The sequence below is a fragment of the Dyadobacter sp. CY326 genome (genome assembly GCF_021390515.1).
GTDB lineage: Bacteria > Bacteroidota > Bacteroidia > Cytophagales > Spirosomataceae > Dyadobacter.
Genome location: NZ_JAJUXI010000010.1, coordinates 98089 through 124667 on the forward strand (window position 1 = coordinate 98089; position 26579 = coordinate 124667).

Sequence of the window (26579 nt, forward strand, 5' to 3'; positions counted from 1 at the left end):
CAAGCCAGATGAAACACTTTTTTTGCTTGGTAACAGCGCTTATGTTGCTAACAAGTGCTGCCTATGCGCAGTTGAGTGAAGGAACAAAGGTTGGAGTTGCAACTGGAAAAGGCTTGAATACAGACCGGTCGGGCGTGTTTTGGACTACACCGACTGAGTCTTCGAATGTCACCGGCGACTTTTACATTGATTCAACCTGGCATGAAGGAAGTGTGAAATTCAATGCGGCGATCCCACAATTTGGCGGCGTTGAAACAGATACGCTTTCTGGGATTTTGATTCGCTATAATCTGCTGAATGCAGAGCTGGAAGTGCTGGCAAATAGAGCTAAGAACGACATTAGGGTCATTAAAGTCGGTTATTTGAAAAGCTTTAAAACGCAAGAGCCAAGCCCCAAACTTTTCGTTAATGTCAATGCTTTGACTAAGGATGCGTCCATAAGCGGCTTCTGCGAAGTGCTAAGTTCAGGCAAACTTACATTGATTAAGCATTACAAAACCAAGATCACCAAGCCCAATTACAATCCCGGCTTTGGCACCGGTCAGAAGAATACGATTGTAAGGCAGGATAGTGAATATTATGTTATTTCAAATGGCAAGCCGGAGAAGTTAAATCCTGGAAAAAAAGGAATTTTCTCCGTTATGAATGATAAGCAAAAAGATGTGGAAGCTTATCTTAAAGAGAAAAACGTGAATTTTAAAACGGATGAGGACTTGAAAGGCATCTTTGATTTTTATAATGGCAAATAATAAAACAGGCTTGCAATGATCTGCAAGCCTGTTTTATGTAATTACTTCCCGTACAATTTCTTCCCAGCCGCTTCGTACTTATCGCCCGCACTCCATTGCGGAGCCACTTTCCGGTCAGCGATTAGTCGCGTCGCATATGTGTAAGCCTGACTGAATTTCAGCAAATAATTAAAGTCAATCGTTTCCGGATTATCCGAAACCTGATGATAGTTTTTCATAATATCAGCATTAAAATCCTTGAAACCAGGCGTGAATGTTGGCGCCGGAATTCCTTCTTTGGCAAAATTTACATTGTCCGACCTGTCAAATAAGCCTTGTTCAGGGGAAGGATCTGCAAAAATGCCCAGTCCGAATGCTTTACAAGCCGTTTCGATTTCTGCGCGAGCGCCTGTTCTGTCCAAACCCATCACGGAAACGATGGTTGTATCATTATAGCCCGCGCCGTCAGAGTTAATGTTAAAAATGCATTTGTTCAAAGGCAGCAGTGGATGCGCAGCGTAATATTTACTTCCTAGTAAACCAATTTCCTCGCCTGTCAACGCCACAATGACCACCGAACGCTTTGGCGGATTTTTAGCCAATGCCTCGGCTGCCGTAAGCAATGCAACCGTTCCAAATGCATTATCTCGCGCGCCATTGAAGATGCTATCCTCCGGTGTATAAGGCTGTCCGCCTTGTTTTCCAATGCCAATGTGATCATAATGAGCACTTAGCAAAACATATTCCTCTTTCAGCTTTGGATCGGTGCCGGGAATGTAACCTGCCACGTTATAACTCCTAACAATCTGCGACTTCCTGCCCTCCGTCTTGAATTCAACCTCCTTAACAGCCCGCAATGCACGCGCGTATTTGGCTTCCTTGCCATTAACCCAAGCATGCGGAATGGTCTTCGCAGCTGAATCACCTTCAAGAAGCGAGAGCTTTTCTGTCGCGAAATTTTTGACAACAATATTCCATGGAATGGGCGCATTAAACAGCTCAATCACAGCAATGGCACCTTTATCCATGGCGATTTTCCGCTTTTCGTTCGACGTATTGATGATTTCGCGCGGCGTTTGCGTTTCTGTCGTCCCGCTTTCCACGAGCACGACCTTGCCTTTTACATCGAGTCCTTTGTAATCATCCAAATTTTTGGCAGCATCTTCCAGCCCAAAACTTGCATAAACAATCGGCGTCGTAACTTCCAACGGACCTCCGCTCATCAGGATCCAGTCCTCACCGCTTTTCATGATTTCCGCATCAGCAGTAATCACGCCAACACCGTTAGAACTCATTTTTTCAAAAGGCACACGCTGAAAATAAGTTGCATTGTTAGTCTCAGCATTCCCCGGAACCGGCACTACACCTAACTTCCGAAACTGCTCCGCAATATATCGCGCCGCCACCAAATTCCCCTGCTCTCCAGTCCGTCTACCCAACAACTCATCCGCCGCCAAAAACCGCATATGGGCCTCGGTGTCAGCTTTTTTGATTTGGAATTCAGGGAGGGAATTGGTTTTCTTTTGGGAGTAGGTCGGCGTAACAGCAACGCATCCTAGAAAGAGTGCGCCAATTATAAATTTTCTCATGGACGGGATTTTATGTTTTGTACCAATTTTCAAGATAATCAATATCCATTCAAAATCACCGCCGCCTCCTTCGCAAAGTAGGTTAATATGCATTTTGCGCCAGCTCGGCGGATGCTCATGAGGACTTCCATCATGGCGCGGTCGCTGTCTAGCCAGCCGTTTTGGGCGGCGGCTTTGATCATGGCGTATTCGCCTGAGACGTTGTAGGCTGCGATGGGGATGTCGAAGTTCTCGTCTAAAAGTCGGATAATGTCGAGATAGGATAACGCGGGCTTAACCATCAGCATATCAGCGCCTTCTTCGAAATCCAGCTGCGCTTCCAGCAATGCTTCGCGTTTGTTGGCCGGGTTCATTTGGTAGGTTTTTTTGTCCCCAAATTTTGGCGCAGATTCCAATGCATCGCGGAAAGGGCCGTAGAATGCGCTGGCATATTTAGCAGAATACGACATAATGCTTACATCCGTAAAGCCACGATCGTCAAGATGTTTGCGGATATAACCAACCCGTCCGTCCATCATATCGCTTGGTCCAAGAATGTCTGCGCCTGCGCTGGCTTGTGCGAGCGACATTTTACCCAGAATTTCCAGCGTCGCATCATTCAGAATTTTTCCATTTTCAACCAAACCATCGTGACCATCTGAACTATATGGGTCCATTGCCACATCTGTCATAATTACCAATTCAGGAAATTTTTCCTTGATAGCAGTGATGGCTTTGAGATAAAATGTGTCTTCGTTATAACTTTCCGAAGCAGTCCGGTCTTTTTTACTTTCCGCATAATTTGGGAAAAGGTCAATGGCGCGAATGCCTAGATCTGTGACTTCTTTGAGTTCTTCCAGCAAGTTATCCAGCGAAAAACGATGGATTCCGGGCATGGATTTGACCTCAATTTTGAGGTTTGTGCCTTCCTGAACGAACATTGGATAAATAAAATCAGAAACTTGAAGCGTGGTTTCCTGAACCAAATCCCTGATGGCAGAGGATTTTCTATTGCGTCGCGGACGACGGGCTAAATTGATCATGATGGGCTTGCGGCGATCAGCGCTGGGCTGTCGGCTTTTTTACTGTTAACTAAGGAAAGAACCATCCGGAAAATGTTAGAGTTTCCCTGCGAAAACGTTTTTTGAAATTTCTTCCGCTTAATGTTAATCAAAAGCTTATCCAACCATTAATTTAAAACCCTCTCCGTGCAAATTCATGATTTGAATAGAAGTGTCCTCCCGCAGATATTTCCGCAATTTGGTAATGTAAACATCCATGCTCCGCGCATTGAAATACGAATCATCGCCCCAAATGGTTTTCAATGCAAAACTGCGGCTGATCGGCTGGTTGAGATTTTGGCAGAACAATTTAAGCAATTCCGACTCCTTACTGGTAAGCCGCACCGATTTATCATTGGCAGACAACTGCTGATGGCTGTAATCAAAGGAATATTGACCAACCTGATATATTTTCGCTTCGTCCTGACCATCAGGCTGTTTTTTGTAACGACGGAGAATGGCTTCAATGCGAAGGAGCAATTCTTCCCTGTCAAATGGCTTGGTAACATAATCATCCGCACCCACGCGAAAACCCTGCATGGTGTCTTCTTTCATTGATTTAGCCGTCAAAAAAATAATCGGCACATCGCGGCCCGTCATCCGAACTTCCTTGGCCAACGAAAAACCGTCCTTTTTGGGCATCATCACGTCGAAAATGCAGAGATCGTAGGTTTTATCGACAAATGATTGCCAGCCCTTTTGCCCATCAGTAGCTAAATCGGTGGGAAAGCCTTTATCTATCAAATATTCCTGAAGTAAGGAACCCAGGTTGGCATCGTCCTCAACGAGTAAAAGATTGGGCATGAGAAAGGATTATTAAATATGTTTGCAAGTTAATATTGATATACGTTCTTAACTCATAAAAAATGTTAAAATTCCTACTCTGGATCATTGGAATCATCGCGGTTTTGGGCATCGTCTACCTGGCCGGACCGAAAGTCCCGGAAGCAGAACTTACGCCCGTTTTGCCCGCCGTCAGCTCTGATCTGCCTGCATTGGAAAAAGAAATTAACCAAACAGAAAAGGCCACACCCAACCTGAAACCAGACAATGAAGCCCGCATTATCTGGGCAGATTCTTCCAAAAAGCAAAAAACACCTTATAGCGTCGTCTATATTCACGGCTTCGGAGCCAGCTGGGCCGAAGGCGATCCGATTCACAAAGATCTGGCAAAAAAATACGGTGCTAACCTTTATATGGCGCGTATGCATGATGCCGGGATCGCAGATACGAATGCATTGCAGGACCTGACTCCTGAAAACTTCCTCGAAGGCGCAAAGCGCGCATTAGCAATTGGTAAAGCATTGGGAGACAGTGTGATTGTAATCGGAACGTCAGCTGGTGGCCTGCTAACAACTTACCTGGCCGCAACGCATCCTGAAATCAAAGGGGTTGTGCTTTACTCGCCGTGCATCGAAGTTAAAAATTCAACATTAAAGCTGATTACAGGCCCGTGGGGCAAGCAGATTTTGCATAAGGCGATCGGTGAATACAGTAAGTCGAGAGACACTATTCCAGAGCGTGCGCAATTTTGGTTGCAGGGTTATCATACTAATGGCCTGATTACATTGCAGCAAATGATGGACGCCATTTCGCGGCCGGAGGTTTTCGAGAAAATTAAGATGCCGATTTTTGTAGGTTATTATTACAAAAATGAAACCGAGCAGGACCAGGTTGTTTCTGTAAAAGCCATTGAAAATATGTTTCCAAAAATCGGTACGCCTGATGATCAGAAAGTTTTGAAAGCATTTCCGGAAAGTGGCGACCACGTGATTGCGTCCAGACTGCGATCCAAAGATTTGAAAGGTGTGTATGATGCCACAGACCAGTTTTTCCAACAAAAGCTGCATCTTAAACCAGTAGAAAATAGCGTCTTATAGCCTTGATTTCAAAGCTTTCAAAAAGCGCATGGGGCAGAGCGTCTGGTTTAGCAAATCAAAAATGCTTTACTTTGCCGCCTCAAAAGGACTATCCTAATTAATCAATTATACAAGGAAAACATGGCTTACGGTTTATTAAAAGGAAAAAGAGGGATTATCTCAGGTGCGTTGGACGAAAATTCAATTGCCTGGAAAGTAGCGCTGAAAGCGAAAGAGGAAGGAGCCACATTTACATTAACCAACGCCCCGATTGCGATGCGGATGGGCGCGATTAACGATTTGGCCAAGCAATGCGACGCTCAGGTTATTCCCGCCGATGCCACTTCTGTTGAGGATATCGAAAATCTTTATACGCAATCCATGGAAATCCTGGGCGGAAAAGTTGATTTCGTCCTGCATTCGATCGGCATGTCTGTCAATGTTCGAAAAGGAAAATCTTATGGTGACCTGAACTATGAATGGATGCAAAAAGGCATTGATATTTCAGCGATTTCGCTTCATAAATTTCTACAAGTCGGTGAAAAGCTGGACGCGATCAATGATTGGGGATCAGTTGTAGCATTATCCTACATTGCAGCGCAGCGGACTTATTCTTTTTACAGTGATATGGCGGAAGCGAAGGCAATGTTGGAAAGCATTGCGCGCAGCTATGGTTACCGTTACGGAAAAGCGAAAAATGTGCGTGTAAACACCATTTCCCAGTCGCCTACCAAAACGAAAGCAGGTTCAGGAATTGAAGGCTTTGACGCGTTTTACGACTTCGCAGAAAAAATGAGCCCGCTAGGAAACGCAACAGCGGACGATTGCGCGAATTACGCCATCACGTTATTTTCAGATCTAACTAAGTTCGTCACCATGCAAAACCTGTATCACGATGGCGGCTATTCAATGACCGGGATTTCGGAGGAATTGGTTGAAATGATCCAGAATCAGCACAAATAACATTTGAACACAAATTGTAGAAACCCTTCAAGGCACACGTTTTGAAGGGTTTCTTTTTTTGTGTAAAATAATGCAACCGATCGTCCGTTTCGCGTTGTGTAATATTTGTGAACCAGTTAGTTTCGATAAATCATTTGACCCTATGGATTTCAAGGTAAATGTGCCTTTTATGAAGAATTTTAATGTTCGATGGAAGCTGGTTATGCTTTCGGTTATGATGCTCTCACTTGCTTCTTGTGGAGGCGACAAAGATGAAGAAAAGCCCGCGACGCCTGATGCGCCTACTTATACATTGGTTTTTTTGGATAAAACGCAAAGCGTGCATGTCGACAAACAATATGTCAATGACAAATATCGCCAGACATTAACCGACATCATCGAAAGCAATATGAAGAACAAAGGCGATAAGTTGGAAGTCTATTTTATTCATGAAAATACTTCCAAAGCCCGCGCATTATCGCTTACTGTGAGAAGTGAAAAAGACAACACAGAAGGTGTCAATGCCACAGATCGCGAAGGAATCGAAACCGCATTTCAGCTTTCGTTACAAAAAGAGAAGAGCATTTATTTAAGACAATTGTTGGCTAAACTAAACCAGCAAAACACAGGCGCTTCGAATCAATCCACAGACATATGGGCGAGTCTACCCGTGATCGCCAAAGCAGGCGAAAGCGGGTCGGAAGTAAAAGTGTATTATTTCAGTGATATGGTAGAAAGCGTAAAAGGCGCCGACCGCCGCGATTTCCACATTAAGCCGCCTAAATCAGATTCAGAAGCGGAAACAGACGCAAAAGAAGACACCAAGCAATTAGAAAAATACGCCATTGGCTCCCCGCAAGTTACTATCGTTTCTCCTTTCGAACCAACCGCTTCAAGTAAAGAAAACAACCCGCATGTAACGCATTACTGGTCAACGCTATTTCAGGAGTTGGGCGGGGTAAGTGTAGAGGAACTTTGAGATGGTCTTAGAGACTTTGAGTGGCTTTAATATTTTCAGATTCGTCAAATATCGCGACAACAGGAATTTTAAAGCCTTCAATAACAAAGCTTTCAATAACACCGTTAGATGATTTTTGGACAAGAAAATATTCTTTACCAACAAGATGATATTGTTCAACTGTCTTGTTTTCTGAATCAATTATCCAATATTCCTCAATTTGATGCGCTGCATAATCTTTAAATTTTAGTCCTCTGTCTCGGTGTTCGGTCGAGGGGGAAACCACTTCTACAACAAGATCAGGCGCAGGAAAAAGGGTTTGATCTTTCTTGAATTGTTTTGACTTCTCTGATTTAAAGAAGCAGACATCCGGCTCATAGTCATTACGCGTTAACGTAATCATGATTTTCTCAATTCCCACAAATCCGAGCTTATATTTGCGTGCATAAACATTGAAAAGTTGGGCGAGAAAGAGCGACGCTTCATTATGCTGCATTTTTACAGGCGAATGCACAATTATCTCTCCATTAATGAACTCAACTTTCTCTTGTTCAGTAATGTCGTTATAAAAGTTAATCCTTTTTTTTCTCTCACTATTCAGTATTTCGTTTACTTCCTGCATGATAAAGTAGGCATCAGGCTGTTCGAGAATGTCTGAAACCATTCGTTTTCCCATCACTGTTTCTAAGAATAGTGTTTCCAAATTTAATATAATTTACGTGTAAAAAAATTGAAATGTGAAGAGATCACCCAGCCCAATTCTCCCTATCCAGGCTCCTATATTGAATAGCCTCAGCTAAATGCTGAACCTGAATGTCAGCACTTCCAGCCAGGTCGGCGATGGTGCGGGAGACTTTTAAAATGCGGTCGTAGGCCCGGGCGGAGAGGCCTAGGCGTTCCATGGCGGTCCGTAGGAGCGTTTTTCCAGGGTCACTGATGATGCAGATTTCTTTCACCATTTCCGTGGACATCATGGCGTTTGAATAAATGTCCTTTTTATCTTTGAACCGCTCAGTCTGCATTTCGCGTGCTTTGATCACACGGGCGCGGATCTGTTCGCTGCTTTCTGATTTTCTTGTAGAGGCGATTTGGTCGAAGGAAACAGGCGTAACTTCTACGTGCAGGTCAATGCGGTCCAGGAGCGGACCGCTGATTTTATTTAAATATTTTTGAACAACACCCGTTCCGCAAACACATTGCTTTTCAGGATGATTGTAATAACCGCACGGACAAGGGTTCATGCTGGCGATGAGCATGAAATTGGCTGGAAACTCAACAGTCATTTTTGCCCGGGAAATGGTCACTTTCCGCTCTTCCAAAGGCTGCCGCATCACTTCCAGAACAGAACGTTTAAACTCAGGCAATTCATCCAGAAACAAAACACCGTTATGCGAAAGCGATATTTCTCCCGGCTGCGGGAAACTTCCGCCGCCAACCAATGCCACATCGCTAATCGAATGGTGTGGCGCGCGAAATGGGCGTCTGGAAACAAGTGTTGCCCTTTTGCCAAGCTTACCAGCAACAGAATGGATTTTTGTAGTTTCCAGTGCCTCAGGCAAGCTTAATGGCGGCAAAATGCTTGGAATCCGCTTTGCTAACATTGTTTTTCCAGCTCCTGGCGGCCCGATCATGATTGCATTGTGACCGCCTGCGGCTGTAATTTCTAATGCCCGTTTGATGTTTTCCTGTCCCTGAACATGCTCGAAGTCAGCATCGTATTCGTTTTGCGTAGTGAAAAACAAATCGCGCGTGTCTACGACAACTGGCTTGACATCCGACAGGCCTTCAAAGAAAGCAATGGCGTCCGCAAGCGTTTCAACGGGAATGACGTCAATGTTGTTGACAATAGCAGCTTCATGTGCATTTTCGGCGGGGAGGACAAAACCTTTGAATCCTTGCTTTCTGGCTTCAATAGCGATTGGCAAAACGCCTTTGATCGGTCGCAAAATTCCATCCAGCGAGAGCTCGCCGAGGATAATATAATCTTCCAGATTGTGCTGGCAATTAAGCTGTTCGGATGATTGCAGAATGCAAAGTGCAATGGGCAGGTCGTAAGCAGAGCCTTCTTTGCGAATGTCGGCAGGGGCGAGGTTGACGACCAGTTTTTGCCGCGGCATTTTGTAGCCGAAAAATTTTAATGAGGCTTCAACGCGCTGCTGGCTTTCTTTTACAGAACTGTCGGCCAGCCCGACCATAAAAAAGCCCATTCCCTGGGCTACATTAACTTCAATCGTGGTTACCGTAGCATCCACGCCGTAAACGGCACTTCCGTAAGTTTTGGCAAGCATGTGTGTGTAATTAAGTTTCGGCAAAAATAGCAGGAAATCGGAAAAAGAAAGCATTAATCTAATAATGCTTCCCGATTATTGCTAATTGCCTCTTACTCAACCACAGCCGAAACACAAATGTAAGTTGGAATGATTCCGGTGGCCCTTATACGAACTTCCGCATCTTCCGCCTGCGTGTTTCCGGTGAGGACCAATGCTGTGTCCAAGCCAAATTTATTTCCACCCAAAATGTCCGTATGTAATGTGTCGCCAACCATTAGAATGTTCTGCTTGTTGACGTTCGGATAATTTTTAATGTGCTGGTAAGCAAAGATAAACATTTGTGGATCGGGCTTTCCGAAGCGGATGAATTGTCTGCCAATAGTGTCTTCAATCATTTTTGCTAATGCACCGACAGCGATAGATAAGCGGCTTTTTGATGCAGGATAAGTCTTGTCCGTGTTTGCCACAATCACTGGAATGTTGCGTTTTCGCAGCAAATTCAATGTTTTTGTCAAATCTGTGTTCCAGTCGAAACCTTCGTCATCCAGGAAAACCAGTGCATTTACATCATTTACAGCATTCAGATCTAATTCTCTAATGGATAATGTTAGAAGGTCCGTTGAGCCAATATAATGTGCAGAATTATCCGTTCCCAAATAAGCCACAATGCCTTTTCTAACCTTTAATTCAAGATATTCCCTGGCTAGCATGCCGGAAGAAATAATGCGATCGGGTGTAACGTCATCAATCCCAAGTTTTACATACGACTCTGCTAGTTGTTCGGGGCTGCGCGAGGCGTCATTTGTTACTACATAAAAATCTTTGCCGGTCTCACGCAAATAGGCAAATGTGTTCTCAATGCCTGGAATGAGGCCATTATATGTTTTCAAAACGCCAAATGCATCAAAGAAAATTACTTCATATTTGGATATTACTGACTTGAAATTATCGAGGATCATGGAAGTTGGTGTCTAAGAAAAAGGAAAGTTGATACGAAGCAGAAAGGCTAGATTTGCAGCACTTTCAGAATTTTGTCTTCATCAAAACCATCGATTGACGGGAAATAAAGTTCATAGGCTTCCTTTTGTAGTTTGGCGCAATAAGATCTGTGGAAAAAGAATTTGCCATATTTAATAACATAATTCAAAATAAAAAACCGGTAAGCTTCCTTCATAAACAGGACCTCATTTCGCGTCAGCGGATAAACCTGATGATATTCCTTCAAAAAAATCATGAAGCGATCTTCCATTAACGGGCCCATCAGATAACTAAAAACCGTGCGGTCACCGACGTTGGAACAAACGCGGGCGAAAAAATAGAAATCCATGATGCGCGATGACACGCGGAACCAGTCGTAATCCCATCTCGAATAGAGTTTTAAATCCTCCGTCACGGAGAAATTTCCAATGTTCCAATCAACAAAAACGGGCATTTTATCAAATGCACTGACATTCAGGCGCTGGATATTTTTCATGAAAATATCGCATTGCCTTTTTAATAACTGAATAAAACCGCGATGCTCATACTGGCCCGTGTCGGAATCCAGAATTTCGAGTAAATGCTGGATGTCAGTTCGTAAATTTTTGGAAGATTTTGGAATTGATTTTCCCGCGCGCAGACACGCCAGGTGAAACTTTGCAGTTTCACGGCCCAGCGCTTTTATTTGGTCCTCGTTAAGCCGCTTCGGAAGCCGGTTCATTGCCCTTATCGGGTTGTAAAACACAACCCAGGTGTCAACAAAATCCTCTTGATAACGATAAGTGTAAACCTGATTATTTTTTACGAGTGATCTGGCAAGGACGTTTTCAAAGGGATAAAGTAAATTATTGGCGAGGGCTTGTATAATCCGGTGGTCTTCTTTGAAATGCTCATATTTTCCAAAATAGGACAACTTGGCAATGACAATATCATCGTTGTCGAGCGTTACGCGAAAAACGTGATTGGTTGATACTTTGGCACTTATATCTTCAACAAACTTAACTCCAATGGAATTATCAAACCCCGCCCAGGCCTTTCGGATAATTTCAGGATAATCTTTTAAACGCATTGATTTATTATCATTTGGGCACTACAGAATGTTGACGCTATGCTTGTTACCACCGCAATTCAGTGTCAAAGTTAGCAACTTCGCGGGAGCCGACGCGAGGCATATATCGAAACTTTGAATAATTTTGCGAGTCAAATTTTACTTCATACATTTTGTTCTTCTACTTCTCTCGTTTTCTGGTCCGCCTCGCATTGCCGATTTATCTTAAAAAGCTTTGTGTTACAGGTTTTGACAAATTGCATAAAGGTCCGGTGCTTTTGGCTTCCAATCACTCAGGTTCGTTTTTCGACGCAGTTGTCATCGGTTTTAGGATCAAACAGCCGATTTATACACTTACCCGAGGTGATGTTTTCAAAAAAAAAACCGCCGCATTCTGGCTCAGACAAATAAAGCTTATCCCGGTTTACAGAGGGTCGGAAGGTCGGCAATATGTTAAAAATCTGGATGTTACTGTTCAAGAAGGGCATAATGCCATGAAAAGCGGAGGAGCTGTCATCGTGTTTTCAGAAGGAGTTTGCGTCAATGAATGGCGCCTGCGGCCGCTGGGAAAGGGAACGGCTCGAATGGCTTATCAAACCTGGTATGGCGATGATCCACTCAAAAATATGGGCGTTGTGCCCACCGGAGTAAACTACGAACACTTTCGTGGGCCTGGAAAACGTGTTGCTTTGAACTTTGGGGATCCAATTTTGATTCACGATATCAAAACCAGCCCGGACGAATATGAAAGATGGCTGCGCGAATTCAACGAAATTTTGGAGCGGAAAATGAATAAGGAAGTTTGGTCGATTCCGGCTGAACTTACAAAAGAAGAGAAAGCTTTGCGGTTGAATGCATTGTTTGCAGATTGCCCCGTTCCCACAAGAGGAAATGCATTTCAAAAAGCGTTAGGCGCATTGGGACGAGCCATTCACAAGCCGCTCTACAATCTTTTTAAACAAAAAGCTGCCAAACTTACAGCCAGAACAGTCTTTTATGATTCTGTTCTCTTTGGAATGTTAATGTATTTATATCCAACGGTTGTCGTTTTGCTTTCGCTTATCCTAGGGTTGATCGCAGGTTGGGCGGCTGGATTAGCATTGTTTTTTACATTGCCGATTTTAGCCTGGTTGGGAGCCCGGTATTAGACTTTCCAGGTTTACAAAACCTGGAAAGTCTGTTCTCTCGCATGAGACTTCCCAAGCCTGGGCGGCGCCGTTTACAAAAACTTGGGAAGTCTCAATCCTTCACCCGACTCAAACTCATTAATTTCAGCATCCAGTTTGGCAAAGGCCGCTGGTGTTTTCTCTTTTGAATGTCCAGAAACCAGCCAACTTTCTTCAAAATCGGCAGTTTATGCGTTTCTACAAGCTCGATTAATGTCCCGTCCGGATCTTCCAGATAAGCAAATCGCCCCGCAGCCGACTCCATGCCGAATGATCTTTCGCTGTCAATTGTAAACGGATAACCTTGTGATTGTAAGTTTGATTTCAATGTGTCCATATCGATCGTGTCAAAGCACAAGTGAATGAAGCCGCAGTCACCCCAAAACCGGTTCTCAAAGATTTTTCTTGGCGTGCGATCCAGTGCTTGGACAAGTTCGATTTGAATGTTCCCTAGCAAGCGGCTGAATGCACCGTGCGGCGTAAATGATTTTCTCAACAAAACCCTTCTGAAACGCTGCCCTTTAACAGTTGTGGGAATGTCTTCAAAAACACCCGTTTTGTCATAAATAACTTTCAACGGTTGCAGCAGATTTTTATAAAACACCATTGATTTATCAATGTCAGAAACGCCTACAACAACGCCAGAGACGCCGCCAACAGGTTTTCCTGTTTGCTGAAACCAGCTTGCGTCTGTCGTAATCTGAAATGTGTTTCCGTAAGGGTCATTTCCCCAAAAACCTTCTCCTTCCGGCAATGTTGCCAATGGACCCACAAACTCTTTCGACTGACTTTTCAACCATTCGTGCGCCTTTTTTACATCAGGAGCCTTGAATCGGATCGCATTAATGCCGAGGTCGCCGATTTCCGGTTTGAAAGTTGGAAGCGCTGACTGTCTGCTTGTAAATGACCAGATTTCCAACCCGCCGCCGCCCGCCATGTTAATGGCCAAAACGGCATGTCGCTGATGCACTTCGCCGCCCGTGTAAGGCGTCATGAGCGGTGCTTCCGCCTTTTCATCAAACACCGGAACGTCAAAACCAAGCATCTTGCGATACCACTTCCATGCGTCAGGCACGTTTTGAACACCAATTCCTACTTGTTGAATTCCTGAAATCAGCGGAGCACTCATTCGATAAAATTATGATTGGTTAAGGCTTAAAAATCTAAATTTCTGATTGAAGCGGAGGGCAATTTTACAAAATAAATGGCAAATCAGAGGTTACTATACGCAATTGCGACGAAAATGTGCGATTTGGGAAAAATTTGTTGGGATACAAAAGTTAAATGATTATTTGGGAAACATAATAATTCATATATTTAAAAGAGATTTCCAGAATATTATTTCTAAAAAGCTGGATATCAACGCATCCATTGCGGTGCATTCATCGTATGTGTTATGAGCGCTGTCTCACAAAAAAGTAGAATGAACGAGTCTGTTGTTATTGCCCCAATCAGTGAAAGTTTAAGTGAATTTTTAAGTTCGTCAGCGTATTCCAAAGTATTCGTCATAGCGGATAATAATACGAAAAAGCATTGCTATCCGCATTTGAAAGCGATTTTACCAGGACATAGCATTGTAACTGTCCCTAGCGGTGAGTCGAATAAACTGTTGTCGACCTGCGAGAAAATCTGGGATGCAATGACGAAAGAAGAATTGGACAGACACGCATTGGTGATCAATATCGGAGGCGGCGTGATCGGGGACATGGGCGGATTTTGTGCGGCAGTTTACAAACGTGGAATAGATTTTATACAGGTGCCGACGACTTTGCTTTCCCAGGTGGATGCCAGCGTTGGCGGCAAGTTGGGGATTGATTTTCAAGGGTTTAAAAATCACTTAGGCGTTTTCACTTTACCAAAACGCGTCCTAATCGATCCGGATTTTTTGAAAACATTGCCGGAACGGGAAATAAGATCAGGGTTTGCGGAAATTATCAAACATTGCCTGATTGCAGATGCGGAAAAGTGGGAGGAGATAAGGCAAAAGGATTTTGAAAGACAAAATTGGACGGACCTGATTGCGCATTCAGTAAAAATCAAGCAAGAAGTTGTGGATCAGGATCCAACGGAGAAAGGTTTGCGTAAAATTCTCAATTTTGGTCATACCCTTGGACATGCCGTTGAAACTTGCTTTTTGAATAAACCTGCGAGTCAAAGGTTGTATCACGGAGAAGCGATTGCAGTGGGAATGATCATGGAAAGTTTTCTTTCTTATTCGAGAAAAATGATTGACCAGCAGACGCTTACAGACATTGAAGAGTTTCTGTTTGCCACTTTTGGTAAAGTGGACATTAAGGCAGAGGATATTGACGGAATCATTGCATTGACACGTCAGGACAAGAAGAATAAAGGAAAGGAAGTGCGGTTCTCGTTGCTAAAAGGAGCAGGGCAATGTGAATACGATGTAGTGATTTCTGCTTCTGAAATGCGAAAATCAATAGCTTATTATTTGGGATAGTTTTAAAAGGCGTCTGGCGTAAGTTATTGATTTTGTTCGATTTGTATAAATATATACTTGATACAATTATTCATAACCTGACAATTTTAAATGCTTATGCTTAGGTCAATTTTTACTTATGCCGCTTTACTCCTAGTAATTATAATAGCGGGTTGCTCCAGTGGTCGAAAAGTGTTTGTGGAGCACGATTACAGTTACGAAACCAATTTCAAAGATTACTCTTCCTACACATTTTTGGAATGTGAGCGCGACACAAACAATCTTTGCACCGAAATTTACGAGGCTATCCGCCGTCAAATGCAAGTGAGAGGTTACAAGCTCACGGCAGAAAAACCAACATTGCTAGTCAACTACGGCATTTTTTATGATAACCTCCGTTATCAGGGTTACATGCAGCCCGTTATCAAAAACTGGGTTGACACTGAAAATGACGGTTTCCGTTACGAACCCATCAAATATGCTTTGGACAAAGGAACACTCATCGTTTCACTCATCGACGCCGAAAGCGATCAGGTGGTGTGGAGAGGTTATGCTTCCGGAATTTTCAAGGGCGTTGAAAACTCAAATAATCATTACAGAAGCGTTGTAAGAAGGATTTTTGACCAATATCCGCTGTTCGCGAAGGGTTATGATCCGAGAAGATATAGCGAGGCGGTTGGCAGATAGGTAAAAAAAGAGAATAGACTTGCTAAGTTTTCAAAACTTAGCAAGTCTATTCTCTTTTTTTACCTCAACTTCAAAGTCGCCAGCGTCAAAATCGCCAGGATAATTCCTACAATCCAAAAACGCGTCACGATCTTGGATTCGTGAATGCCTTTTTTCTGGTAATGATGGTGCAGCGGCGACATTAAAAGGACCCTTCGTCCTTCGCCATATTTTCGTTTGGTGTATTTAAAATAGCTGACTTGGACGATAACAGACAGATTTTCAGCGATAAAAATCCCACACATAAACGGAATAAGCCATTCTTTACGGATCGCCAGCGCAATCACGGCAATGACTCCACCCAGCATTAAGCTTCCCGTATCGCCCATAAAAACCTGGGCGGGATAAGCATTATACCAGAGAAACCCGACGCAGGCGCCTATAAATGCTGCGCAAAAAATCACGAGCTCGCCCGAGTTCGGAATGTACATGATGTTCAAATATTGCGAAAACTTTGTATTTCCCGACAAATAGGCCAAAACGCCTAATGTAAGCGCAATAATCCCTGAAACGCCCGCCGCAAGCCCGTCAATTCCATCCGTAATGTTGGCTCCGTTGGAAACAGCTGTAATGATGAAAATGGCAATGATGGTGTAAATTACCCAAGTGTATTCTTCCGGTAACCAGCCAAAAAGCAATGCTTTATAATCAAATTCATTGTTTTTGATGAAAGGAATCGTGGTTACCGTCGGGTGAATAATGTCCCGGTAACGCTGAATTTCTCCCAAATTTGAGCTTAATAGCGGTTGCTCGTAAATCCTTATCCTGACGTTATCATTGAAAGAAAGCGTAAGCCCCACAATCACGCCTAGGCCGACTTGCCCAACAATTTTGAATCGCCCATGAAGACCGTCCTTGTTGTTCTTAAATTTCTTCAAATAATCATCGACAAACCCAATTAAGCCTGTCCAAAGTGCGGTGATGATCAGTAAAACAATGTAGACATTACTCAACTTCGCAAAAAGCAGCACTGGAATGAGCAACGAAGCTAAAATGATGAAGCCACCCATTGTTGGCGTTCCTGCTTTTTCCATCTGACCGGCCAATCCCAAATCGCGGATTGTCTCGCCCATTTGCTTCTTCCTCAGATAATTAATGATCGTTTTTCCATAAGTCGCGGCGATGAAGAGTGACAGAACCGTCGAGCCAAGCGCCCGGAAAGAAATATATTGAAAAACTCCCGCTCCCGGGATATTAAAGTGCTTGTCGAGATAATCGAATAAGTAATAGAGCATGAATAATGTATTGGGGATGACTTTACAAAGTTGCTTCTTTTCAAAGACTACGCAAAAAGGCCACCGTTTTTTTACATCCCTGATTAAGCGTGCCGCGCCGCAAAAGCCTCGAGCAAAACTTCCTTATCGTCGAAATGATGTTTGATTCCTTTGATTTCCTGATAATTTTCGTGGCCTTTTCCGGCAATGAGAATAATGTCTTCCGGATTGGCCTCGTCGTAAGCTTTAAAAATCGCTTCACGACGATCTTCAATGACGGTCGTTTTTTTGTAATCCAATGGCGGAACACCTTTTCGCATTTGTTCCAAAATATCCAGCGGGTCTTCGTGACGCGGATTATCGGAAGTAAGAATAACCCGGTTGCTGAATTTACACGCAATTGCAGCCATTTTAGGCCTTTTTTCAGCATCCCGATTTCCTCCGCAACCCACAACAGTGATCACTTTTTCATTCCCGTGCCGCAGATGGTTAATGGTTTCGAGTACATTTTCCAATGCGTCCGGCGTGTGCGCATAATCCACGATCCCGACAATGCTGTCAGCAGAATGAAACTGCTCGAATCGACCCGGAGGGCTTTTTAAGTTTGAAAGTTCAGTCAAAACAGATTCAGGTTTTTCACCCAATAAAATCGCCGCGCCGTAAACTGAAAGCAAATTATAAGCATTGAACCGGCCAATCACCCGAAACCACACTTCCTGCAAATTGATCTCCATATGCATGCCCGCAAGCGTATCGGAAATGATTTTACCCTTAAAGCTGGCCAGCGTCTGCAGCGAATACGTTTCGATCTTCGCTTTTGTATTCTGCACCATTACGGAACCGCGGCGATCGTCGACATTAACAAGCGCGAAAGCTGTTTCCGGGAGCTGATCGAAAAAACCTTTTTTGGCTTTAATGTAATTATCAAATGTCTTGTGAAAATCGAGGTGGTCGTGTGTAATGTTGGTAAAAATGCCTCCTGCAAACTGCAAACCTGTTATTCTATGCTGCGCAACAGCATGTGAGCTTACTTCCATAAACACATGGCTGCAATTTTTCCTTTGCATTTGAGCCAGCAACTGGTTCAATGCAACAGCGTCCGGCGTCGTATGCGTCGATGGAATTATTTCATATTCGATCTGATTTTGAACCGTCGAAATAAGGCCGCAGCGATAGCCTAATGCGCGAAAAAGCTGGAAAAGGAATGTTGCAACGGACGTTTTTCCATTGGTGCCCGTAACGCCAACCAATGTCAGTTTCTGAGAAGGATTATCGTAAAAAGCAGCGGAAATGTAACCCAAAGCCTCCGCAGAATCTGCAACCTGAATATAAGTAACACGCTCATGCAATGTTGCAGGCAACTCTTCACACAAAATTGCAGTCGCGCCAAGCTCTGTTGCAGTGCCAATGTATTGATGGCCATCCGTTTGTGTTCCCCTTAAGGCAACAAACAAGCTTCCGGGCAGCACTTTTCTGGAATCCAGAATGATATTTTTTATAACAACTATATTGGAACCCGTAATGTCGGCTCCCGCAACGCCAATCAGGATATCGCTTAAAATTTTCTCTTGTGTGCTCTCCATGAAGGAATTACTGTAATGTTAATAGGATTGTTTTGTTGCCCGCAGCATTGGAGCCGGGCGGTAAGGATTGCTCCACGACTTTGCCAGAGCCTTTGAAAGTGACATTGAAACCTTTGTTTTCCAAAATATACAAAGCATCACGCATGGCCATTCCCTGCAAATCGGGCACGTCCTTGGTGTCCATCACGCGCGCCTGCCAGTTGGTTTTTCCTTTTTTGAGGAGTGAAGCAGCTGCATATTCGGTGCCTTCGGGAACGGGCGTTAGTTTGAGCTCATTGCTGATAACTTTCAGATCTTCCGATCGTCCAGCCCATTTTACATCCTTGGAAACTTCTGGAATTGAGTCTTTTACAGGTTTTTGAATGCTTACGTCATACGCATAAATGCGGTCTGCAACTTCTTTGAAAACCGGCGCGGCAACGCTTCCTGCATAAAGGGTGTAATTTGCCCCTTCGCCCTGCGGCGTGTCAATAATCACAATGGCGCTGTATTTTGGTTTGTCAGCCGGAAAATAACCAGCAAACGAAGTGTAATATTTTCCTGGCGTGTAAATGCCATTGATCAGTTTCTGCGCCGTTCCGGTTTTTCCTGCAATCTGATAAAGTTCAGAACTAATGTTTTTTGCCGAGCCAGCTTTCACAACGCCTTCCAGCATTTTCTTCACTTTTTTAATCGTTTCCGGAGAGCAAATCGGCTTGTCTTCAACATAAGGCGGGATTTTATCTTCCACGCCTTCCGCATTGCGGATCTCGCGCACGATCAACGGGCGCACCCAGTAACCATCATTGGCAACCGCATTGTATAGTGCCAGCGTTTGCAATGGCGTCATGGACATTTCATAGCCGTAAGACATGAATGTAAGCGAATAAGCGCTCCATTGCTTCGAAGTGCGGTCCTTGATATAAGGTGGTTTTTCACCCTTCATGTGAATTCCCGTTGGCGTTGTCAGGTGAAATCTTTTCAGATAGGACAGATAAGCGTCTGGTTTTGAGAAGAAATAGCGCTGCATTAGCATGTGCACGCCAATGTTGGACGATTTTTCAAAAACCTGTGTGGCAGTTAAAACGCCGTGACCGCCTCTTTTGGAATCATTAATGGACGTTCCGCGAAAGCGAACCGATCCGGTGCCCGTATTGACCGAAACCTGATCCGGATTCATTTTGGTTTCTTCTAAAAGCGCCATCATCGTTGGTAATTTGAATGTCGAGCCAGGATCAGCTCCGCCAGCAACTGCGTAATTAAAAACTTCCTCATATTTCCCATCGCCGCGTTTGGTCAAATTGGCCATGGCCCTAATTTCCCCCGTCGCAACCTCCATCACAATCACGCAACCATAATTGGCTTTGCTTTCCATGAGTTTTCTTCTCAAAGCGATTTCTGCCCGATCCTGAAAATTCATGTCCAATGTGGTGTAAACATCGCGTCCTGCCTCTGGCTGCACATTCAGCGCATCGCCAACCGGGATTTTCATGCCGCCTTCAACCATTTCCACCCAGCCTATGCCTGCTTTTCCTTCCAGATTTTTGTCAAAACTAGCTTCCAGGCCAATGTAACCTCTTCCGCTTTTAGGGTCAATGCCGCCGATTGTCCGGTCAGCCATTGGACTAAAAGGTTTGTAGCGCTTGTAAATCGTCTCGAACTTGCCGCCGCCGCCTTTTCTGTTTCTGACAAAAAATGGCCATTTCTTGATTTTTTCGCGGTCAAGGTGGCTTATCTGGCGGTTTTTTAGTCGTAAATATCTTTTGCTTTTACTCACCCGATAACGTGTGATCTTGTTCTTATAACCAGCAGCAGTAAATTCTCCGAAGCTCTTGGCAAGCAAAGATGAAAGCTCATCAATGTGGTTGTAGAAATAAGCGGAATCAGCCACTTTCGTGTCAAGTCCTACATAATAATAAGGCAGGGAAGTGGCCAGCAGACGGTCGTCGTAGGAATAAATATTCCCGCGCATGGCTGGAATCGTGTCCAGTTTCAAGTCGTTTTTGGCAGAGTATTCGGCCCAGGTTTTGCCTTTGAATTCATCGTAATATTGCACACGAATCAATTTGCCAAAAACCGCAATGGCCAACACAAACAAAAGCCAGCCCACGGTCCGGGCACGGGCGATCAGGGCTTTCTTGTTGTTCTGACCGCTTTCGACGTCGTTCTTCATGAATTGTAAAGAAGAAAATTGAGCATATAATAATTAAATATTCGGAAAGCCTGGTCGGCTAATCGTCTTCTTCTTCCTTGATAATGATCTTTTTGGGAGGGATCAAATTTTCTTCCAAACCTTCGGCTTTCACTTTTTCAATAATCACCGATTGCAGGCCGCTTTTCATATATTCTGCATGAATGGAAGTGTATTCTGCACGCAGGTCATCCACTTCTTTTTTGAGCTTAATGCTGTTTCGCACATATTGTTCCGACTGAAAACCAATGCGTTCGTAAGCCACTAGCAAGATGACAATCCAGCCGAAATAATAAAAATACTTGACGGGAAGTCGCTCTTCTTTGCCTGGCGCCTTTTCGCCAAAAACCTTATCGAGCGGCAAAAAGCGATTCAGCCAGTTAAATAAGTGATATTCCCGCTTGCGCTTGGCAGGTTTCGGAGGCTTAGGCGGAATGGGCTTAGGTCTTCTCTTATTTTCCGACATCTCTCGAATGGATTTTAAAAACTATAATTTTTCAGCGATTCTCAATTTGGCGCTTCTGGCCCTCGGATTTCGTGCAATTTCCTCGGGAGTTGCTTCCACTGGCTTTCTGGTAACGCTGTTGAGCGGCTTTATCGCATTTCCGTAGAAGTCCTTTTCTAATTCGCCATCAAATTTCCCCTTCAAAATGAAATTTTTAACCAAACGATCTTCCAGGGAATGGTAAGACATGACGACCAAGCGGCCTCCGGGATTTAACACTTCCGGCACTTGTGTCAGAAATTCCTCCAACACAGCCAACTCATCATTCACCTCGATCCTCAGCGCCTGAAAAACCTGCGCAAAATATTTATTCTCGCGATGTTTGGGTGCATAGCGCATCAAAAGCGCTTTCAAATCTGCCACCGTATCAATTGGTGTGCTATGCCTTGAAGTAAATATCGCCTCGGCAGCTGTGCGGGCATTGGTGACCTCGCCATACATTCCCAGAATGCGTTGCAATTCAGCCATGGACCTTGAATTCAGCACTTCCCGCGCCGTTTTTTCAATGTTCGGATTCATGCGCATATCCAGATCGGCGTCAAACCGCGTCGAAAAACCGCGCTCAGGCGTGTTAATCTGATGCGACGAAACGCCCAGATCGGCCAGAATTCCGTCCACTTTTTCGGCCTTATGCAATTTGAGATAACGCTTCAAATGCCTGAAATTGGCCGCTATGAATGTAAATCGTTTGTCATCCTTAAATTCCGCCGCGTTGGCCGCAGCGTCCGGGTCCTGATCAAAAACCAGCAGTCTGCCCGTGGTTAATTGTTCTAGAATCGCCCGCGAGTGCCCGCCGCCTCCAAAAGTCACATCCACATAAACACCCTCCGGTTGAATGTGAAGCCCTTCCAGGCATTCGGACAACATGACAGGCTCGTGATATGTACTTTGTAAATCCATTTGTTAAAAGCAACGTACTTAGGAACTAATTCTTGCCAGGGGGCAGTTACAAACTTAGCAATTTTCGGGCGTACGAATTGCTGTGAGCAAAGGATTTAATTTCGGCACCTAACCGTTAATTTAATAATAACCCATTGTATATGAGACTAGTCAATCAGCTTGCGGCAGTAGTGATTTTATTTGCCATAATCAGTTGCAATTCTTCGTCACAGCCCGAGCTGAAAACCGGCGTCTGGCGCGCAACATTGAGCCGTGAAGAAAACAAGCTTCCATTTTTATTTGATCTTTCCAAAAATCCTGACGGCAAAACTTACTCGGTGACCGTGATCAATGACACGGAGCGGCTTCAAATGGACACAGCTTTTTTTCAAAACGACTCGCTTGTGATTCCTATGGAGCTTTTTGACATGAAAATTGTGGCAAAAGCAGAAGCCGAGCAATTGAAAGGCACTTATTATAGATTAGCGAATGGCAAAATTTCGGGCGGAATTCCTTTCGAAGCCAAGTTTGGTGAAAACTATAAATTTTTTAAACCAGGCGAAGCCAAAAGCACAAAATCTGTCGCCGGAACCTGGGACGCAACTTTAATTACAGAGTCAACGGGCGACACAACGCAATCGGTCGGAACGTTTGTGCAAAAAGGAACTGACGTTACGGGATCTATTTTAACAACCACGGGCGATTATCGCTTTTTAACCGGCAGTGTCAATGGTGACAGCCTGTATTTATCAACATTTGACGGTTCCAATGCGAAGCTTTTCAAAGCCGCCATCCAAAACGATGGGTCATTAAAAGGCGCATTATGGTCGGGCATTAAGAGTTTAAGAAGCTTCACTGCAAAAGCAAATAAGCATGCAAAACTTCCTGATGCGGCCAGCCTTACTTATTTAAAACCTGGTTTTGAAACTGTTGATTTTACATTTCCTGATTCCGACGGCAAGCCGCTTTCTTTGAAAGATCCGAGATTTAAGGATAAAGTCGTGATCATTCAAATTATGGGTTCGTGGTGTCCCAATTGCATGGACGAGACGAATTTCATTGCGCCCTGGTATAAGAAAAACAAAGATCGCGGCGTGGAGGTCGTTGGCCTTTCCTTCGAGCGCTCGGATAAGCCCGAAGTGGCCAATCCGAGGCTTAAACGCATGATTACACGCATGGGGATTGATTATCCGATTCTGCTAGCCGGCACCAACACCGACGAGGCAACTGCCAAAGCATTGCCAATGCTGAACAAAGTAATGTCATATCCGACAACAATTTTTATTGATAAAAAAGGCAAAGTGCGCGAAATCCACACAGGGTTTTCGGGTCAGGGCACAGGCATTTATTTTGATGAATTCGTGACTGATTTCAACGGCTTAATGGACAAGCTGATCGCAGAAAAATAGTCAAAATCCAGACTTTTAGAGAAGCGCATTGCTCACTTTTGGGCAATGCGTTTTTTATTGAACTAAAATTAGTATGCTTGCATAATACCCGGCCGATTTCTTACATTTGTGAAAAAGGGCACTCCTGACACCATTAAGCTTTTTCAGACGATGCGCAAGGAAAAAACCATCGATTTCCAGATAAAATGGGCTTGGCATTCGATTTCCAGAATGTACAATGCATACGCCGCGCGTTTCGACACAACCATGGCTGTTGGCTATGTGTTGCTCAATATCGACATTGAAAACGGCACGCCTGCCACCAAAATAGCCCCATTGCTCGGCATGGAGCCAAGAAGTTTGGTCAGGATGCTGAAAAATCTGGAAGAACGCGGACTGATCAAACGGGAAGTGAGCGAACAGGATAAGCGGTTTGTGCGGATTGTGCTGACAGACCTTGGAAAAGAAAAGCGCGAGCTTGCGCGCGAGGGCGTTATTTCGTTCAATACAATGATCCGGGACAAAATTCCATTGGACAAACTGGTCGTTTTTTTTGATGTGATAAAGGATATCAACAAGCTGGTGGAAGAGGAAAATCAGAAACTGAAAGCAGGCGAAATAGAAGAAGAGCTTTAAACAAAACCTTTAAATAATGAATCGTTCAATTCGTAAAGTAGCCGTTTTGGGCTCGGGCATTATGGGATCGCGCATCGCTTGCCATTTTGCCAATATCGGTGTGGAAGTTTTGTTACTCGACATTGTGCCGAAAGAGCTTAATGAAGCCGAAAAAGCCAAAGGAATCACCAGCGAACATCCTGCATTCCGCAATAGGATCGTGAATGATGCATTGCAGCAAGCCATAAAAGCATCGCCCGCACCGCTTTACAGCCCCGCTTTTGCTTCGCGCATTAAAACCGGAAACTTCGACGACAACCTGGCGGATATCAAAAATTGCGACTGGGTGATGGAGGTCGTTGTAGAGCGTCTTGACATTAAAAAAAGCATTTTTGAAAAAGTCGATGCACTGCGGAAGCCCGGAACATTGGTCACATCCAACACGTCCGGAATCCCCATTCATTTGATGTCAGAAGGCAGAAGCGAAGATTTTCGCAAGCATTTCTGCGGCACGCACTTCTTCAACCCACCGAGATATTTACGCCTGCTGGAAATCATTCCAACCCCGAAAACCGATCAATCCGTTATTGATTTCCTGATGCATTATGGGGATCTTTTTTTAGGAAAAACGACAGTTTTGAGCAAAGACACGCCTGGTTTCATTGCAAACAGGCTGGGAATTTATGCATTGATTCAAACGATTCGCGTTGCAGCAGAAATGGGTCTGAGCGTCGATGAGGTTGATAAACTTACGGGCCCAGTTGCAGGTCGTCCGAAATCAGGGACTTATCGCTTGTCGGATGTTGTGGGTTTGGACACAACTGTTCATGTGGCCAACAACTTGTATGCGTCCGGTGAAGGAAAAGACGAATCCCGCGATGCATTCATGGTGCCCGAGATCATGCAAAAGCTTTACGATAACAAATGGCTTGGCGACAAATCGGGACAGGGTTTTTATAAGAAAGTAAAAGACGACAAAGGGAAATCGGTCATTCTTGCGCTGGATTTCAACACGTTAGAGTATCAACCTTCGGGGAAAGTCAAATTTGAAACATTAGAAGGAACAAAAGCAATCAGCGACGTTTCAAAACGCTTTGCTGTGCTTGTGGCGGGAAAAGATAAGGCCGGAGAATTTTACAGAAAGACATTTGCTGACATTTTCCGATATGCTTCATTGCGGATTCCAGAAATCTCGGACGAAATTTTCCGGATTGATCAGGCGATTTCCGCAGGCTTTGGCTGGCAATATGGGCTTTTTGAAACATGGGATGCGATAGGGGTGCAAAATATGCTTGCTATCATGGAAAGTTTGGATTTGAAGCCTGCGGACTGGGTTTATGAAATGCTTCAAGCTGGCAATGTATCGTTTTATAAAGTGGAAAATGGAAAGCGTTCTTATTACGACATTGTCTCAAAAACTTATAAAACAATACCCGGTCAGGACAGCTTTATCCTGCTTAGCAATTTATCAAACAACATTGTTTGGAAAAACGCGGGAGCAAACCTCTACGACATTGGCGACGGAATCCTTAACCTGGAATTCAAGTCGAAAATGAACACGATGGGCTCGGAAGTGATTGAAGGGATTAATAGGGGCATCAGTCTCGCAGAAAAGGATTTTCGCGGACTGGTGATTGGAAATGAATCCAGTGAAGCATTTTCGGCCGGAGCCAATCTTGCGATGTTGTTCATGTTTGCCATTGAGCAGGAATTTGATGAGATCAATATGGTCATTGCGCAGTTCCAGCAAACGATGATGCGCGCCCGATATTCGTCCATCCCCGTTGTTACGGCGCCGCATACATTGGCGCTTGGCGGCGGCTGCGAGCTGAATTTGCACGCCGACAAAGTTGTAGCGCATGCGGAAACTTACATTGGACTTGTGGAATTTGGCGTTGGGATCATTCCTGCAGGCGGCGGAACCAAGGAAATGGCGCTCCGGTGCTCAGACATGTATCACGCGGGTGACACCGAATTGAACATTCTCCAAACGGCATTCATGAACATAGCGCAGGCCAAAGTTTCCACTTCGGCGCAGGAAGCACGCGAGATGAATTATTTGCAAGACAAAGACCAGATTGTTCTGAATCGTTCGAGGCTGATTGTTGAAGCAAAACAAGCTGCAATTGAATTGGCGGACAATGGCTATACGCAACCGAAACAACGGAATGACATTAAAGTGCAAGGAAAAACGGGCATTGCGTTATTCATGGCGGGCATTGCCCAAATGCGTTTGGCCAACTACATTTCCGATCACGACGCGAAAATTGCGAATAAACTGGCTTATGTGATCAATGGCGGAGATTTGAGTTACGCACAAAACGTAACCGAACAATATTTGCTTGACCTCGAACGAGAAGCATTTCTGTCACTTTGCGGAGAAAAGAAAACGCTGGAACGAATGCAAGGCTTGCTCAGCGGCGGCAAACCACCGAGAAACTAATAAATTAGGCATGGCAGATTTTTCATAATTTTTTAAGGGAA

The 26579-nt window shown here is 44.3% G+C and carries 23 protein-coding genes; 10 read left to right on the forward strand and 13 right to left on the reverse strand.

Features of this window, described 5'->3' with window-relative positions; all coding sequences use genetic code 11:
• Window positions 1-8 precede the first annotated feature (8 nt).
• The gene (locus LZG73_RS19965; RefSeq protein ID WP_233853924.1) at window positions 9-749 is read left to right on the forward strand and encodes a hypothetical protein; all 741 of its coding nucleotides are present in this window, start codon (window positions 9-11) and stop codon (window positions 747-749) included.
• A gap of 41 nt (window positions 750-790) precedes the next feature.
• On the opposite strand, the gene LZG73_RS19970 is transcribed toward LZG73_RS19965, so the two are convergent.
• The 3 genes from LZG73_RS19970 to LZG73_RS19980 form a co-directional block, all read right to left on the reverse strand.
• A complete protein-coding gene (locus LZG73_RS19970) occupies window positions 791-2317 on the reverse strand; it encodes a M28 family peptidase (protein ID WP_233853931.1) in 1527 nt (508 codons plus the stop codon).
• 38 nt (window positions 2318-2355) lie between these two features.
• Window positions 2356-3339, reverse strand: coding sequence for a porphobilinogen synthase (hemB, locus tag LZG73_RS19975; RefSeq protein ID WP_233853940.1), 984 nt, complete (start codon window positions 3337-3339; stop codon window positions 2356-2358).
• A gap of 135 nt (window positions 3340-3474) precedes the next feature.
• On the reverse strand, window positions 3475-4161 hold the full coding sequence (locus tag LZG73_RS19980; protein WP_233853941.1) for a response regulator transcription factor: 687 nt from the start codon (window positions 4159-4161) through the stop codon (window positions 3475-3477).
• 62 nt (window positions 4162-4223) lie between these two features.
• Between LZG73_RS19980 and LZG73_RS19985 the strand changes: the two genes are divergently transcribed.
• From LZG73_RS19985 to LZG73_RS19995, 3 genes are all read left to right on the forward strand, one after another.
• Window positions 4224-5237: a carboxylesterase gene (locus tag LZG73_RS19985; RefSeq protein WP_233853942.1), complete on the forward strand. Its 1014-nt coding sequence runs from the start codon at window positions 4224-4226 to the stop codon at window positions 5235-5237.
• A 120-nt stretch (window positions 5238-5357) separates the two neighbouring features.
• A complete protein-coding gene (locus tag LZG73_RS19990) occupies window positions 5358-6179 on the forward strand; it encodes an enoyl-ACP reductase (protein WP_233853943.1) in 822 nt (273 codons plus the stop codon).
• 169 nt (window positions 6180-6348) lie between these two features.
• On the forward strand, window positions 6349-7137 hold the full coding sequence (locus LZG73_RS19995; RefSeq protein ID WP_233853944.1) for a hypothetical protein: 789 nt from the start codon (window positions 6349-6351) through the stop codon (window positions 7135-7137).
• Between the two features lie 7 nt (window positions 7138-7144).
• Here the strand turns inward: LZG73_RS19995 and LZG73_RS20000 are convergent, their stop codons facing one another.
• The 4 genes from LZG73_RS20000 to LZG73_RS20015 all read right to left on the reverse strand — a co-directional run bounded on the left by LZG73_RS20000 (window position 7145) and on the right by LZG73_RS20015 (window position 11433).
• Window positions 7145-7819: a Uma2 family endonuclease gene (locus tag LZG73_RS20000; protein WP_233853945.1), complete on the reverse strand. Its 675-nt coding sequence runs from the start codon at window positions 7817-7819 to the stop codon at window positions 7145-7147.
• Between the two features lie 43 nt (window positions 7820-7862).
• Window positions 7863-9404, reverse strand: coding sequence for a YifB family Mg chelatase-like AAA ATPase (locus LZG73_RS20005; protein ID WP_233853951.1), 1542 nt, complete (start codon window positions 9402-9404; stop codon window positions 7863-7865).
• Window positions 9405-9496: 92 nt separating this feature from the next.
• Complete coding sequence (locus tag LZG73_RS20010) at window positions 9497-10345, reverse strand: TIGR01459 family HAD-type hydrolase (protein ID WP_233853952.1); 849 nt, start codon at window positions 10343-10345, stop codon at window positions 9497-9499.
• Window positions 10346-10392: 47 nt separating this feature from the next.
• A complete protein-coding gene (locus tag LZG73_RS20015; protein WP_233853953.1) occupies window positions 10393-11433 on the reverse strand; it encodes a hypothetical protein in 1041 nt (346 codons plus the stop codon).
• A 152-nt stretch (window positions 11434-11585) separates the two neighbouring features.
• Here LZG73_RS20015 and LZG73_RS20020 point away from each other — a divergent pair, with 152 nt between their 5' ends.
• Entirely contained in the window at window positions 11586-12560 is a 975-nt protein-coding gene (locus tag LZG73_RS20020; RefSeq protein WP_233853954.1) for a 1-acyl-sn-glycerol-3-phosphate acyltransferase, read from the forward strand.
• Between the two features lie 91 nt (window positions 12561-12651).
• Here LZG73_RS20020 and LZG73_RS20025 read toward each other — a convergent pair whose 3' ends face one another.
• Window positions 12652-13707, reverse strand: coding sequence for a VOC family protein (locus tag LZG73_RS20025; RefSeq protein WP_233853955.1), 1056 nt, complete (start codon window positions 13705-13707; stop codon window positions 12652-12654).
• A gap of 294 nt (window positions 13708-14001) precedes the next feature.
• Between LZG73_RS20025 and aroB the strand changes: the two genes are divergently transcribed.
• On the forward strand, window positions 14002-15036 hold the full coding sequence (gene aroB, locus LZG73_RS20030) for a 3-dehydroquinate synthase (protein WP_233853956.1): 1035 nt from the start codon (window positions 14002-14004) through the stop codon (window positions 15034-15036).
• A 90-nt stretch (window positions 15037-15126) separates the two neighbouring features.
• Complete coding sequence (locus tag LZG73_RS20035; protein WP_082216781.1) at window positions 15127-15702, forward strand: DUF4136 domain-containing protein; 576 nt, start codon at window positions 15127-15129, stop codon at window positions 15700-15702.
• A 59-nt stretch (window positions 15703-15761) separates the two neighbouring features.
• Here the strand turns inward: LZG73_RS20035 and mraY are convergent, their stop codons facing one another.
• The 5 genes from mraY to rsmH all read right to left on the reverse strand — a co-directional run bounded on the left by mraY (window position 15762) and on the right by rsmH (window position 22113).
• Entirely contained in the window at window positions 15762-16976 is a 1215-nt protein-coding gene (mraY, locus tag LZG73_RS20040) for a phospho-N-acetylmuramoyl-pentapeptide-transferase (protein WP_082216780.1), read from the reverse strand.
• A gap of 83 nt (window positions 16977-17059) precedes the next feature.
• Window positions 17060-18538, reverse strand: coding sequence for a UDP-N-acetylmuramoyl-L-alanyl-D-glutamate--2,6-diaminopimelate ligase (locus LZG73_RS20045; protein WP_233853957.1), 1479 nt, complete (start codon window positions 18536-18538; stop codon window positions 17060-17062).
• A 7-nt stretch (window positions 18539-18545) separates the two neighbouring features.
• Window positions 18546-20690 (reverse strand): penicillin-binding protein, encoded by a 2145-nt coding sequence (locus tag LZG73_RS20050; RefSeq protein WP_233853959.1) that lies wholly within the window; start codon window positions 20688-20690, stop codon window positions 18546-18548.
• 58 nt (window positions 20691-20748) lie between these two features.
• A complete protein-coding gene (locus tag LZG73_RS20055) occupies window positions 20749-21174 on the reverse strand; it encodes an FtsL-like putative cell division protein (RefSeq protein ID WP_233853960.1) in 426 nt (141 codons plus the stop codon).
• 21 nt (window positions 21175-21195) lie between these two features.
• Window positions 21196-22113, reverse strand: coding sequence for a 16S rRNA (cytosine(1402)-N(4))-methyltransferase RsmH (rsmH, locus tag LZG73_RS20060; RefSeq protein WP_233853962.1), 918 nt, complete (start codon window positions 22111-22113; stop codon window positions 21196-21198).
• A gap of 140 nt (window positions 22114-22253) precedes the next feature.
• Between rsmH and LZG73_RS20065 the strand changes: the two genes are divergently transcribed.
• The 3 genes from LZG73_RS20065 to LZG73_RS20075 all read left to right on the forward strand — a co-directional run bounded on the left by LZG73_RS20065 (window position 22254) and on the right by LZG73_RS20075 (window position 26538).
• Window positions 22254-23501 carry a TlpA disulfide reductase family protein gene (locus tag LZG73_RS20065; protein ID WP_233853964.1) on the forward strand — a complete coding sequence of 416 codons (1248 nt, stop codon included), beginning with the start codon at window positions 22254-22256 and terminating at the stop codon, window positions 23499-23501.
• 150 nt (window positions 23502-23651) lie between these two features.
• On the forward strand, window positions 23652-24116 hold the full coding sequence (locus LZG73_RS20070) for a MarR family winged helix-turn-helix transcriptional regulator (RefSeq protein WP_026631983.1): 465 nt from the start codon (window positions 23652-23654) through the stop codon (window positions 24114-24116).
• 16 nt (window positions 24117-24132) lie between these two features.
• Window positions 24133-26538, forward strand: coding sequence for a 3-hydroxyacyl-CoA dehydrogenase/enoyl-CoA hydratase family protein (locus LZG73_RS20075; RefSeq protein ID WP_233853965.1), 2406 nt, complete (start codon window positions 24133-24135; stop codon window positions 26536-26538).
• Window positions 26539-26579 lie beyond the last annotated feature (41 nt).

Bases quoted from the DNA above. Each gene is read 5' to 3' on its own strand.
- LZG73_RS19965 (WP_233853924.1), top strand. From the start codon at position 9: ATGAAACACTTTTTTTGCTTGGTAACAGCGCTTATGTTGCTAACAAGT.
- LZG73_RS19970 (WP_233853931.1), bottom strand. From the start codon at position 2,317: ATGAGAAAATTTATAATTGGCGCACTCTTTCTAGGATGCGTTGCTGTT.
- hemB (WP_233853940.1), bottom strand. From the start codon at position 3,339: ATGATCAATTTAGCCCGTCGTCCGCGACGCAATAGAAAATCCTCTGCC.
- LZG73_RS19980 (WP_233853941.1), bottom strand. From the start codon at position 4,161: ATGCCCAATCTTTTACTCGTTGAGGACGATGCCAACCTGGGTTCCTTA.
- LZG73_RS19985 (WP_233853942.1), top strand. From the start codon at position 4,224: ATGTTAAAATTCCTACTCTGGATCATTGGAATCATCGCGGTTTTGGGC.
- LZG73_RS19990 (WP_233853943.1), top strand. From the start codon at position 5,358: ATGGCTTACGGTTTATTAAAAGGAAAAAGAGGGATTATCTCAGGTGCG.
- LZG73_RS19995 (WP_233853944.1), top strand. From the start codon at position 6,349: ATGAAGAATTTTAATGTTCGATGGAAGCTGGTTATGCTTTCGGTTATG.
- LZG73_RS20005 (WP_233853951.1), bottom strand. From the start codon at position 9,404: ATGCTTGCCAAAACTTACGGAAGTGCCGTTTACGGCGTGGATGCTACG.
- LZG73_RS20010 (WP_233853952.1), bottom strand. From the start codon at position 10,345: ATGATCCTCGATAATTTCAAGTCAGTAATATCCAAATATGAAGTAATT.
- LZG73_RS20015 (WP_233853953.1), bottom strand. From the start codon at position 11,433: ATGCGTTTAAAAGATTATCCTGAAATTATCCGAAAGGCCTGGGCGGGG.
- LZG73_RS20025 (WP_233853955.1), bottom strand. From the start codon at position 13,707: ATGAGTGCTCCGCTGATTTCAGGAATTCAACAAGTAGGAATTGGTGTT.
- aroB (WP_233853956.1), top strand. From the start codon at position 14,002: ATGAACGAGTCTGTTGTTATTGCCCCAATCAGTGAAAGTTTAAGTGAA.
- LZG73_RS20035 (WP_082216781.1), top strand. From the start codon at position 15,127: ATGCTTATGCTTAGGTCAATTTTTACTTATGCCGCTTTACTCCTAGTA.
- mraY (WP_082216780.1), bottom strand. From the start codon at position 16,976: ATGCTCTATTACTTATTCGATTATCTCGACAAGCACTTTAATATCCCG.
- LZG73_RS20045 (WP_233853957.1), bottom strand. From the start codon at position 18,538: ATGGAGAGCACACAAGAGAAAATTTTAAGCGATATCCTGATTGGCGTT.
- LZG73_RS20050 (WP_233853959.1), bottom strand. From the start codon at position 20,690: ATGAAGAACGACGTCGAAAGCGGTCAGAACAACAAGAAAGCCCTGATC.
- LZG73_RS20055 (WP_233853960.1), bottom strand. From the start codon at position 21,174: ATGTCGGAAAATAAGAGAAGACCTAAGCCCATTCCGCCTAAGCCTCCG.
- rsmH (WP_233853962.1), bottom strand. From the start codon at position 22,113: ATGGATTTACAAAGTACATATCACGAGCCTGTCATGTTGTCCGAATGC.
- LZG73_RS20065 (WP_233853964.1), top strand. From the start codon at position 22,254: ATGAGACTAGTCAATCAGCTTGCGGCAGTAGTGATTTTATTTGCCATA.
- LZG73_RS20070 (WP_026631983.1), top strand. From the start codon at position 23,652: ATGCGCAAGGAAAAAACCATCGATTTCCAGATAAAATGGGCTTGGCAT.
- LZG73_RS20075 (WP_233853965.1), top strand. From the start codon at position 24,133: ATGAATCGTTCAATTCGTAAAGTAGCCGTTTTGGGCTCGGGCATTATG.